Annotated in this window: 6 protein-coding genes; all 6 read left to right on the top strand. The window is 45.4% G+C overall.

Going from position 1 to position 13,295, the window contains the following annotated elements; genetic code table 11:
* Positions 1-39: 39 nt before the first annotated feature.
* Positions 40-1,122: a glycosyl hydrolase gene (locus J4N23_RS16125; protein ID WP_207428751.1), complete on the top strand. Its 1,083-nt coding sequence runs from the start codon at positions 40-42 to the stop codon at positions 1,120-1,122.
* A 50-nt stretch (positions 1,123-1,172) separates the two neighbouring features.
* Entirely contained in the window at positions 1,173-2,300 is a 1,128-nt protein-coding gene (locus tag J4N23_RS16130) for a glycoside hydrolase family 26 protein (RefSeq protein ID WP_207428753.1), read from the top strand.
* A 174-nt stretch (positions 2,301-2,474) separates the two neighbouring features.
* Positions 2,475-3,605: a glycoside hydrolase family 26 protein gene (locus J4N23_RS16135; protein WP_207428755.1), complete on the top strand. Its 1,131-nt coding sequence runs from the start codon at positions 2,475-2,477 to the stop codon at positions 3,603-3,605.
* A 296-nt stretch (positions 3,606-3,901) separates the two neighbouring features.
* Complete coding sequence (locus J4N23_RS16140; RefSeq protein ID WP_207428757.1) at positions 3,902-8,095, top strand: hybrid sensor histidine kinase/response regulator transcription factor; 4,194 nt, start codon at positions 3,902-3,904, stop codon at positions 8,093-8,095.
* Positions 8,096-8,442: 347 nt separating this feature from the next.
* The gene (locus J4N23_RS16145) at positions 8,443-11,646 is read left to right on the top strand and encodes a TonB-dependent receptor (RefSeq protein WP_207428759.1); all 3,204 of its coding nucleotides are present in this window, start codon (positions 8,443-8,445) and stop codon (positions 11,644-11,646) included.
* A gap of 11 nt (positions 11,647-11,657) precedes the next feature.
* Entirely contained in the window at positions 11,658-13,280 is a 1,623-nt protein-coding gene (locus tag J4N23_RS16150) for a RagB/SusD family nutrient uptake outer membrane protein (RefSeq protein ID WP_207428760.1), read from the top strand.
* Positions 13,281-13,295 lie beyond the last annotated feature (15 nt).

The following is a 13,295-nucleotide window of genomic DNA, read 5'->3' on the forward strand; positions in this document are numbered from 1 at the left end:
CAAGTGTGAACCTCGACGAACCATAAAGCGACGGATGGTATGACTAAAATTAAATTCAGAATATTGCTGCTTTTTGCTACCGTGACTTTCAGTCTCGTTTTCTGCCGGAAGGGGGAAAAAGGCGATACGAAGTTGGCCGGAACAATGCCGCCGCCAGCGCCAACTAATAAATTTTCAATTTTAAATAAGGCATTGGTCACTCAGAATTCCATCTACGAAGCGAATGCCCTTTACCAGTTCTTGCTGCAGAACTACGGAAAAAAAATAGTTTCAGGAGTAATGACGCTGGATAGCTTTGACGAAACCAATTGGCTTAAAGCGAATACAGGAAAAGAACCGGCTATTATCGGGCTCGATTTTATGCATTGCTACCAGGGATATACCTGGTACGATAATGAGCGGCCAATAAAGGATGCAAAAATTTATTGGGAGAAAAAGGGAATTCCCGCCATCACCTGGCATTGGAGAGACCCTTCTAATCTTACAGAAAATTTCTACACTGCAGGAACCAGCTTTGACGTTTCCAGGATAAACAATCCGGATTCAGACGAGTATAAAGCAATGATCAGGGATATAGATGCTGTGTCAGGTCTGTTGAAAAAGCTTCAGGAACAGCAGGTGCCAGTTATTTGGCGGCCACTTCATGAGGCAGCAGGGGGCTGGTTCTGGTGGGGAGCCAAAGGAGCGCAACCTTGCAAGAAGCTATATCAGTTGATGTACGATCGTATGGTGAATCATCATGGATTGAGGAACCTGATTTGGGTATGGACGCACGAGCCAAATGATAACGCATGGTATCCCGGTGATGAATACGTGGACATTGTAGGAAGAGACAATTATAAGCAAGGGGACCATTCTTCGCAGTTGGCTCAATTCAACGCAATGCATACCCTTTATTCTTCTAAAAAAATGGTGACACTGAGTGAATGTGGGTCGATGCCCGACGTGGACAACCTGGTAAAGGATGGAGCTGCCTGGTCGTGGTTTATGCCCTGGTATGGTGAATTCACGCGAAAGGTAGACGGAAAATACGAGCACAATAGTTTAGATTTATGGAAGAAGATGATGGCAAGCGATTATGTTATTACATTGGATGAAATGCCTTCGTTGAAGCGTCCTTAGAAATTTTGAACATACCAATAAATACACATACTTAAAAGGTACCGGAGGGGATGAGGAAGTTTTATTTTCTACTTTTTACAGCAATGCTAGTCATTGCGCAAGTAAAGGCGCAGTCAGCAGGGTTAATTGATGGCAATGCTACGCCGGAGACAAAGGCATTATTCAGCAATCTGTACCATTTATCCAAAAAGCACACCTTGTTCGGTCATCAACATGCTACCGAATATGGGCACGGCTGGATGGGCGATTGGGATCGGTCAGATGTTAAGTCTGTCGTAGGCTCGCACCCGGCAGTAATTGGTGTTGATATTTCCGGACTAAGCGGATTGCCAGAGCAGGTGATCCGTTCCAATGAGGATAAACTTCGGAAGAACATAGTGGACACTTACCACCGTGGCGGGGTTACCACCATCGCCTGGCATTTTTCGAACCCTTTGTCCGGGGGCGGTTTTTACTGGAAGGATTCAGTTTCAGTGCCAGCTGTGAAGTACCTTATTCCAGGTGGAAAGGAACATCAGAAGTATAAACAAATTTTAAAGGGTATCGCCGACTGGGCAAAGACGCTGCGGGCTTCCGATGGTACGCTTGTTCCGGTTATTTTCAGGCCTTTTCATGAGTTCGATGGCGACTGGTTTTGGTGGGGCAAGGCGCATTGCACAGCAGAAGAATTTAAGTCGCTTTGGAAGTTTACAGTCTCTTACCTGAGGGATGAGCAGCAGGTACATAACTTTATTTATGCCTTTTCTCCGGACAGCAAGTTTACTAACGAGCAGGAGTATTTAGAAAGGTACCCGGGGAACGAATGGGTAGATATGCTCGGGACAGATAATTATGGAGATATGGGCAGGGATGCCTACCGGCTGGATCTTGCTGCTGCCAAGCTGAAGATTGTATCGAAACTTGCGCGGAGGAACAAAAAACTAGCGGCCTTTACAGAAACCGGATTAGAGTCGATTCCAAACAGCACCTGGTGGACAGACGTGTTGTTGAAGGTGATGAAAAAGAGTCGCGGTCGCATAGCCTACGTGTTAGTTTGGAGGAACGATTCCAGAAGTCCTACCCACTACTATGCTCCCTTTCCGGGACATCCCAGTACTGCTGACTTCAAGAAGTTTTACAACCACCCCTATACGTTGTTTGAGAAAGATCTGAAGGATATTTATAAAAAGCAGCTTTAAGCTGCTCTGATGGCGTTTTAGCCAATTGTTTAACATTCCGGACCTGATTATTGAACATTTCTTTCCGCTGTGCAAGTTACCTTCACCATTGAATTAACTAATGAACCTCAGCTTCCCGTATTAACATCGAACGGTATTAGGTGAAGCGAGATAGTGGTATAGATACGTCCAATTATGAATTTAGCACGCGCGGTATTATCATGCCTGATGGCAAGCTTTTTCTTTGCCTCTGCCCAGACGCTTACAGATCCACTTGCTACAAGTGAGACTTTAAACCTTTATGCAAAACTGTCAAAGTTATCCGGTAAAGCTTATCTGGTAGGCCATCAGGATGCTTTAGCCTACGGTGTGAAGTGGAAATATGAGCCCGGTAGATCGGATGTGAAAGACGTGACCGATGACTATCCGGGCTTATACGGATGGGAAATCGGGGGGATAGAGAACGCGGCGGCGCTGAATCTGGATAGCGTACCCTTTGACGAGATGCGGAGCTTTATAAAACAAGGTTATGAGCGCGGAGGAGTAATTACAATTAGCTGGCATGGCGACAATCCGCTTACAGGTAAATCAGCCTGGGATGCTGCTCCGGGATCGGTGGCGGCCGTTCTTCCGGGACAAACCAAACATGCGGTTTTTGTGAAGCAACTGGACGCTGTAGCCGACTTTTTGGGCCGCTTGAAGGGAGATCAGGGAGAGCCGATACCAGTTTTGTTCCGTCCTTTTCACGAGTTAACAGGTGGCTGGTTTTGGTGGGGAACAAAAGGAAATACTGCAGAGGAGTACAAAGCTTTATTTCGTTTTACGGTCGACTATTTACGCAATAAGAGACAGCTGCATAACCTGATTATGGTGTATAATACCAGCAACGGACTGAAATCTAAAGACAATTTTTTGGAGCGTTATCCCGGTGATGAATATGTGGATTTGATCTCTTTCGACGCTTACCAGCGAGGAGAACCCGAACTAAGTAAGTCTTTTGCTAAAAGCCTCGATCATGATCTTTCGATTCTCGGAAAAGTCGCAAAGGAGCGTAAAAAGATTCCGGCGGTAGGAGAGCTGGGCTACAATCAGATTCCCGATACCCGATGGTTCAGTAAAACACTGCATCCCGTATTTAAAAAGCATCAAATGGCTTATGTGCTTTTCTGGCGGAATGCCGGTTTTAAAGCAAAGGAAAATGAGATGGAGTACTATGTGCCTTACATTGGTCATCCAGCCGCTCCGGACTTTAGGACTTACTACCAGGCGCCTGAAACGTTGTTTCAAAAAGAGGCTGCCCACCTGAAACTATATCAGAAGGACTAGCCAGAGTTGGAAGGTTAACATAAGTGCCCCTGATAATTAGCAATTGGTGCGGAAGATAAATGGGGCCTTTGTTTCCTGCCAAAAGAAAAATAGGTATTTTGTGTCGGCCTTAAACGTTGTGTTGCTACCTGATATAAACATTTAACCAATTGTAAATCAGCGATCTTTTAGTTGTGTTGATCGGTCTGTCCTTGCGCTCAGTTTCAATGATAAAGTAATTAGGAGCTTTTGCTGGCAACCGTAAAAATTAAAAGGCGTATAACATCGAATTATCCAAATCGGCTAAGGCTGAACGTATGGAATTAAGGAGCGTATTTGTATTCATTCTGCTGATTGTTTTTAAGGCAGTTTCTGCTCAGGTTGGGAACTACAAATTTTCCCATCTGACGGTGAAAGACGGACTGCCCCACAACCAGATTAACTGTGTTTTCAAGGACGATAAGGGCTTCCTTTGGTTTGGTACGATGGCAGGGTTAGCCCGTTTTGACGGTTATGCTTTTAAGGTTTACCAGCATAAACTGAATGATTCCTCCACGATTGGCGACAATGATGTGGTGAGTATTACGCAGGGACCTGGCAACAAACTGTGGGTGCAAAGCCGGGCGGGCATGCAGGTTTATGATCCTAAAAAGGACCGGTTTTATCGGAGGGTTTGGGACGAACTCCGGCAAATGAACATTAATGAGAATTCCGTCCGAAAAGTGTTCCGAGACAAGAAGGGATCTTTCTGGTTTATCCCCGAACATGCCGGACTCTATCATTATAACCCGAAATCTAACAGATCCTCTTATTTTCAGCACCAACTTAAGAACAGTAAAAGCCTGGCCGCCTCCCCCATTATCGATTTGGCCGAAGGGCCCAATGGAGAGATTTGGGTGATCCACGCTGATGGTTTACTAGAGCAGATTGAGCCCGTAAGTAAAACTGTTGTTAAACGGATCCGGGGGCTAGCGAATGTGATGGGCGCTGAAAACGATACTTACCGCCTTTTCGTGGATAAGCAGGGCTGGGTGTGGATATACAACACGCTTGTTTCTGGCGGGATGTTCTACGTGGACCCTGTAAAAGGTCAGCTGGTGAACATTAATAAAAATTCTGTCGGCTGGAGGCTCAATTCAAACATCATTTCCGGAATTGTTCAGGTTAAGAACAATGAGATCTGGATTGCCACGGATCATGGCGGAATAAATATTATTGATAAGGCTAGTCCGAGGGTGAAGTATATCGCCAATAATGAGGACAGTGATAAGGATGTAATCGGGCAGAACAACCTCTCTTCCATTTACTATGACAACCTGGGAACGGTTTGGATTGGGACCTACAGACGGGGAATCAGCTATTATCACCCGGGTATTGTTAAATTCCCGCTTATAAAACCTTCCTCGGCTTCCAATAGCCTCGTTTATAACGATGTCAACTACCTCGCTGAGGATAAGAAGGGGAATCTCTGGATTGCAACAAATGGCAAGGGCATCGCTTATTTTGACCGTCAACGCAATACTTTCAAAACCTACCGGCATGATCCGGGGAACGCCAACAGCTTATCGCATGATGCTATTGTTAGTCTGTATGTCGATAAGGGCGGTAAGCTATGGGTTGGAACTTACTCGGGAGGCTTGGACTGTTTTGACGGACAAAGATTTTCGCACTACAGGAATATTCCCAATGATCCGACCAGTCTTAGTGATAACCGGGTAGCTGCTATTTACGAAGATTCCTCTGACCGTTTCTGGGTGCTAACGATGGGAGGCGGTATTAACCTCTTTGACCGAAGCAGCAATAAGTTCAAGCGTCTTACAGTTCAGTCGAAGGATCTGAAATCGAACTACGTATTCAGCATTCTCGAAGATTCAAAGAAGAACCTTTGGTTTGGCACCGGTTATGGCCTGGCTATCTTACCTTATAAATCAACCCGCTTCAAATCCATAATTAATACCGCCGATAGTCCTGAAGGCTTAATCAACAACACTGTGAACTGCCTGGTAGAAGATAAAAAAGGCAATATCCTGATCGGCACCAGGGAAGGTTTGAGCTTGTATAACCCCCGTAGCCAGAAGTTTAAAAATTTCACCACGGCGGACGGATTGCCCGATAACAATATCCAGGGGATGGAGATGGACGCTGCAGGATATTTCTGGTTGAGCACCTCCAATGGCCTGTCAAAAGTGGCAGTTAGGTATGAACCGGAAGTAGTATTAGAATGCAAAAACTTTGACGAGAGCGATGGTTTGCAGGGAAAGGAGTTCAACAGGAACGCCTCTTTGAAATTGAAAAGCGGGGAGCTGGCTTTTGGCGGGGCGGACGGCTTCAATCTGTTTGATCCCGCCAAAGTGAAAACCTTTAACACTCCCGCACGCTTGTTTATTACCGGTTTCCAATTATTCAATAGACCGGTACAGGTGGATGAGCGGATCGACGGCAGTGTCTTGCTGAGTACCTCCATTACCGAAACAAAGAGTGTTACCCTGAAGAGTTACCAAAACGTTTTTACAATCGAATTTGCTTCCCTCAACTATATCGAACCACACAAGGTGAAACATCAGTATATGATGGAAGGCTTTGATAAGGGCTGGATCAATGCCGATAACAGCGTGCGCAAGGCCACATATACCAACCTTGACGCCGGCGACTATGTGTTTAAGGTCAGAGCTTCTAATCCTGATGGACGCTGGACAGCGAAGCCGGTAGAACTTCATATCCGTATTTTACCTCCCTTCTATAAATCCAACTTCGCTTATTTTATTTATCTCCTGATGATTGCCGGCGGCTTGTATCTGCTGCGGCAGCGCGGGATCGAGAAGCTGAAAAGACAGTTTGCGGCCGAGCAGGAGAAAAAAGAGGTGCAACGTTTACTGGAGCAGGAAAAACTGGAAGTGCAGCGGGTCATTGAGCAGGAGCGGATGGAAGCGATGCGCTTCAGAGAACTGGATGCTTTAAAGATCAAATTCCTCACGAATATCAGTCACGAGTTCCGAACACCTCTTTCCCTGATCCTGGCCCCGATTGACAAGCTGCTGAAACAATTGGAAAATAGTCAGGCGATGGAACAGGTGCTCGTCATCCAGCGCAATGCTCGGCGACTGCTGAGTTTGGTGAACCAGCTTCTGGATTTTCGCCGGATGGAACTTAACGAGTTGAAACTTCAAAAGCGGACTGACAACATCGTGTCGTTTGTGAAGGAGATAGCGCTATCGTTCAAAGATATCGCTGAACAGAAAAATATTCAGCTATCGTTCAATTCCTCCAGTGAGGAGGTTTACACTGCGTTTGACCATGACAAGGTAGAACGTATTCTCTTTAATCTGATCTCCAACGCGTTCAAGTTTACCCTGGAGAATGGGAAGGTAAATGTTTCTCTGGATTTAACCGCAGGCAGGGACCAGGTCACAATAAAGGTTCGGGACACGGGGATCGGTATTGCCGCAGATAAACAGGAAAAGATCTTTGATAGCTTCTTCCAGAGCGATGTTCCCGATGCTATTATTAACCAGGGTAGCGGAATCGGATTATCCATTGCCAAGGAATTTGCAAAGCTGCACGGCGGGGATATTCAGCTGGAAAGCGAACTCAATTTCGGCAGTTGCTTTACGGTGTTTCTACCGGTAGAAGAGCTGTCGGTGGAAGAATCATCAGACGATTTTATCGAAGAAATAATCACTGAAGGGAAAACAGCTGATGCGGTTTTGCAACCTGCTGATGTGCCACTCTCGGCCAAAAAACTTACTGTCCTTATCCTCGAAGACGATGTTGATTTTAGGTTTTACCTGAAAGATAACCTGAAAGAAGAATACAATGTCATAGAAGCAGGTAATGGCAAGGATGGCTGGCAAAAAGCGCTGTTCCACCATCCTAATATTATTGTTAGCGATATATCGATGCCGGAGATGGACGGCATCGAATTCTGTAAAAAGGTTAAAAATGACAGTCGGACTTTCCATATTCCCATTATTCTGCTGACTGCTGCCGGAGGAGAGGAACAACAGATTAAGGGTTTAGGCTCTGGCGCTAACGATTACATGACCAAGCCCTTCAGCTTTGAAATCCTGCATACGAAGATCCGGAATATGATCAGGCAACAGGAATCTTTCAAAAAGACGTATCAGAAACAGGTGGAAATTAAGCCCTTGGATGTAGAGGTGGAGTCACCGGATGAAAAGTTTTTGCAGGATGTGATCAAGGAGTTGGAGAAAAACATGTCTAATTCTAATTTCTCTGTAGATGAGTTAAGCAGCTTGCTTTTTGTAAGCCGCGTAACCTTGTACAAACGAATTCTAAATCTGACTGGTAAAACTCCTTTAGAGTTTATCAAATCATACCGTCTTAACCGGGCCGTTCAACTTCTTGAGCGAGGCGACTTTACTATTTCGCAGATTTGCTACAAAGTAGGTTTTAAAACTTCTAAAAACTTCGTTAAATCGTTCAAAGCGGAATTTGGAGTTATTCCATCCAAGTATGTTGAGAACAGAGAGCTTTTAGATACTACCGACTAATATCAGTATGATGATTTTTTAACACATAACCCCGGGGAAGAGATGTAGACAGATCAGACTTTGTTCCAGTGTTTTTAGTATAAATCGTTGATTTTCAATCCATTTTCAGCTATTAACATTTCGGCACCTTTTTTTTAGCAATGCGATTTCGGAGGTAGCATAGTTTTACTTTCGAAAACCAATTACAACTCTAAAAAAGGCGAACCTTATACCGAAACTAACCAGCTTTTGTAATCAGCTTTTTAGGAGTTGCGAACTAACAGAATTATCAACCATTTAAAGCAATTAACGCGTGAGCACTACAATCTTTTTTGACCCAATTATCACTCCAAAAAACTAAGATGAACATGAAAAGGAATAAGCTTAGAGAACTAATACCCATTGTTCTAATGGTACTTTCCCTGCTGGGAACGGGCCATCTGACTTTCGCACAAGGTGTGAGAATAATAAAGGGAACGGTTACCGATGAAAACGGGGAGGCTCTTCCCGGGGCCTCTGTTGTTGCAAAAGGAACAAAGGCAGCCACTACTACCAATATTGAGGGGCAGTATACCATTAACGTTCCGGAAGGAGCATCGACCCTGGTGTTCACCTTCATCGGGATGGAGGCGCAAGAAGTTGCAATAGGAAACAGTGCAACGATTAACATACGCTTAAGAACTACTGCTACGGCCCTCAATGATGTGGTAGTGGTCGGTTACGGAACACAGCGGAAATCTGATCTCACCGGAGCAGTGCAACGCGTGTCACGTGAAGATCTGATTCGCGAGGCTCCAACCAATGTCCTGCAGGCAATGCAAGGGAAGATGGCCGGTGTCACCGTTACGCAAAGCGAGGGTGCCCCAGGAGCGGGAATCAACATTCGCGTACGCGGTACCAACTCCTTTCAAGGAACATCCGAGCCACTTTATGTAATTGACGGTATTCCGTTCAATAATTCAAGTAGTGCTGCACCCTCCTCCATGTTAGCTGAAGAAAAGCAGTCGATCAACGCACTGGCTTTCATAAATCCAAGTGATATCGAATCCATTGATGTGCTGAAGGATGCCTCGGCTACTGCTATTTATGGATCAAGAGGAGCCAATGGGGTAGTTTTGATTACTACCCGTAAAGGTAAGTCGGGCAAGGATAAGCTGGAGTTCAACCTGGTTTCCGGGGTGTCCAGCGTATCGAAGCGTTACAGTATGCTTTCTCCGTACGACTATGCCTTTTACCAGAATCTGGCTCACCTGAACGCCAACAAATATGCAGGCATGAATTACACGCAGGATCAGCTGCCCTACCCGGGAATGACGGTTACCGGCCCCAATGGTCCGTATTATAAAAACGGTCCGGATGATTACGGAAGTCAGACTACCAATTGGCAGGATGACATTTTCCGAAATGGTGTGTATCAAAACTACTCCATGAATGTGTCAGGAGGATCAGATGCAGGAAACCATAGTATTTCATTCAACTACCTGAATCAGGAAGGAACGATCATCAACTCCAACTACAAGAAGTACGGTCTGAACCTGAACCTAAATCGTAACGTTGGCAGAGTATTCACCATTGGAACCAGCACTTCGATTGCCAACTCGGTGAATAACGGTGTTAAAACGAACGTTCAGCGAAGTGATAATGCCGACGCAGGGGTGATCCGGGCAGCTTTAACTTTCCCATCCACGATAGACAGCGTGCAGACTTTTGCGGACGCTTCTGCCGGAGGACAGGCATTCTTTATCACTAATCCGGTTATTTACTCTAATGATGTATTAAACAGAATAACGAGCCTTAATCTTTTCAGTGCCAACTATATTGAAGCTACCATTACAAAAAATTTAAAGTTTCGCCAGAATCTGGGCGCCAACCTGGCTTCCAATAACCGCGATCAATACTACCCTAAAACGGTATTTGAGGGATTCAACAGGGGAGGAGCAGGTTTGAAAGGAGTAGACAGCTGGAATAACATCGCTTCCGAAAGTATGCTAACTTTCAACCAGCAGATTGAGAAGCATAGCATTAATGCCGTGGTAGTCGGAACCTATGAGGTGACGAGCTCCTACTGGAGAAATCAGCAGGCTTCGAATTTCCCGACAGAGCTTTTAAGAAATGAAGATTTGAGCTTGGGGCAGAACCAGGCTACACCTCAAATGCAACGTTCAAAATCGCAATTGCAGTCGTTTCTGGGAAGGATTAACTATTCATTTGCAGACAAATACTTATTCACGGCGTCTTTCAGACGGGACGGTTCAAGCAAGTTTGGAGCGAATAATAAATACGCCAATTTCCCTTCGGCCTCTATAGCCTGGAGAGTGATTAACGAACCGTTTCTGAAAGATAAAAGTACCTACTTGTCCGATTTGAAATTGCGTTTCAGTTACGGGCAAACCGGAAATCAGGGTATTGCGCCTTATGGTACCCTGGATAAACTCATCAACTATCCTTACGTACTGGGTGGTGCTCAGGTGGTGGGTATCGGGCCGGATTATTGGAGCGGTCCGGGAAATCCTGATTTGAAATGGGAGACTACGGAGGCGGTTAACCTCGGTCTGGATCTGGGACTATTTCAAAACAAGCTTACGCTTACCGTGGACGCTTACCACAAGGATACCAAAGATCTGCTCCAGCAGGTTACCGTACCTACCTCAACGGGTTTTCCTTTTAAGTTGATAAACGCAGGAAATATCACCAACAGAGGCTTGGAGTTTACGCTAAATGCAGTTCCTTTCAGAACTAAAGATTTCGATTGGAGCTCTAACTTCAATATTTCCTTCAACAGAAATAGAATAGAAAGTTTGGGCGGAAGCACGGAAAGAAACTTCGCTCCCAATATTTCCACCAACGACGCTCCCTTCATTCAAATTCCCGGACGTCCGATAGGGGCTCTTTATGGCTATGTTGAGGACGGCTACTACGACAATGAAGCGGAAGTAAGGAACGATTTGAGGAATGCCGGATTGAACGATGCCCTGGTAAAAAAGATGATCGGTGAGATCAAATACAAAGATCTGGACGGCGATCCTACTACACTCACCGAGAAAGATCGGACCTTTATTGGAAACGTAAATCCCGACTATACACTAGGTTTCTCCAATAACTTCCGGTATAGAAGCTGGGATGCCAGCTTCCTGGTGAATGCCGTAGTTGGGAACGATATCATCAATATGAACACCCGTTTTATGGGGCTTCCTGGAAATTTTCAAAATATTACTCAGGAGATGTATGAGGGTGCGTGGCAGGAAGGAGCAGATAATTCAAAAGCCACAGGGCCAAAGATTATTCGCGATTTCTCCAGACAGACAGCCTTCTTCTCCAGACGCTATATCGAAGATGGTTCTTTTGTTCGCCTGAAAAACCTGACTATCGGATATAATGTGAAGACCAAACTGGCAGGTATGCAGGGATTGAAGATTTCGGTGATGGCCAATAACCTGTTCACGATCACTAAATATACCGGCTATGATCCAGAGGTGAATAGCTATGGAAATCAGGCGGCTTTATCAGGTGTAGACCTTGGCGGTTATCCAAACATCCGTTCGTTCAATTTAAATGTTCGTGCTAACTTTTAATCTATCAAGTAATGAATAAGCTTTTAAAATATATAACAATCTCGGCCGGCTGTTTAAGCATCCTGTCTAATACCGGTTGTGAAAAGGCGCTCGAAGAGGAAGTGTACAGCGCGATCACCCCCGTAAACTTCTACAAAACAGAAGACGATGCCAAAGCTGCCGTGAATTCGGTGTACGGCGAGCTTTACACCTTCGACCTGTATATGCAGCCCTTCTGGAACCTTACCTTGCTCGACGACGACCACGTTTCAGGTGCCGACTGGTATCTGGGTGCCGCCGGTTCGGGCAACCCTCAAAACTACTGGGGAGTATCGAGGCCATGGGTAGGCTGTTACACCATGATCGCACGTGCTAACACCGTGTTGGAGAATGTTTCCGCAATGACAGGTATCAATGAGGTGATCAAAAATCGGGTTTTAGGCGAAGCGCATTTTCTGAGAGGATTGGCTTATTTTCAGCTGGTTCAATTATACGGAGAGGTGCCTATTCGTTTAAAGTCCTTAACCGCTGATCCCAATGCAGATGTGCCAAAGTCGTCAGTAAAAGAGGTGTATGATGTGGTGATTGCTGATTTTAAGGCAGCAGAAGCAAACTTGCTTCCTCCCGGACACACCAGTGTGGGAGAAACAGGCAGGGTGAACAAAGCAGTTGCGCAGGCATTCTTAGCAAAAGCTTATCTTACCATGGCATCAGGTTCTGCAAGCAACGTCACCATCATGGTAAAGGGAGGTAATGATAACGTTGCCTATCCGCATACCAAGGAAGTGGTAGCAGGCCACGAGTCGTTCAACAGCCGCGATTACTTCGATTTAGCAAGGCAAAAGTCGCTGGAGGTGATCGAGACATACAAAAGTACCTACCCGCTTTATCAAAATTGGGTGGACGTTTGGAAAAAAGACAACCGGAATAAAGGCGAGCACATGTGGATGCTTCAGTCATTAGCCGGAACGAACTTCACCAATGATCTGCATTCCTACTTTTCAGCTCGCTCCCTTTTTGGCATCGGGGCTGTATGGATGACTAACAATCATTACAATAACTACGCAGACCAGGATGAACGTGTGCTTCATGGGGTAACGCACAATTATCAGGCGAACTGGGGTACCTACTATTTTTATCCGAAAAGGGATGCTGCGAAGTACGAGACGGTGAACGGCGTCACGTATAATAATGATGGTAGTGGAGATGAAAAGGCTTTTGTGATCAAGTACAGCGATGTATCTAACCCCGAGCTGGGATCCAGTGATGCTTTTTTTCCGCTGCTTCGTTTTCCCGAAGTACTGCTGATGTATGCGGAAGCTGAGAATGAGATCAACGGTCCAACTACCGAGGCTTATAAAGCGCTGAATGAGGTTCGTGGTCGGTCAGAAGCAGGCAATGCGCCGATCGGCATGTCAAAAAATGGATTCAGAGATTATGTGCTGGAAGAGCGGGGTAGAGAATTTGCCCTGGAAAATGCCATCCGTCATTTTGATTTGAAGAGATGGGGCATCTATCTGAGTGTGATGAATAAGATCACTTCGCCGCAGAATAACATCAATAAGCAACGCAGCAGAAGAAATCTGTTATTGCCTATTCCTCCCGAGGAAATGAATACGAATAAGGCCATTAAAGAAAATAATCTGGGCTGGTAGTATCGCTAACCAATT

The sequence above is a fragment of the Pedobacter sp. SYSU D00535 genome, from assembly GCF_017355855.1.
Classification (GTDB): Bacteria; Bacteroidota; Bacteroidia; order Sphingobacteriales; family Sphingobacteriaceae; genus Desertivirga.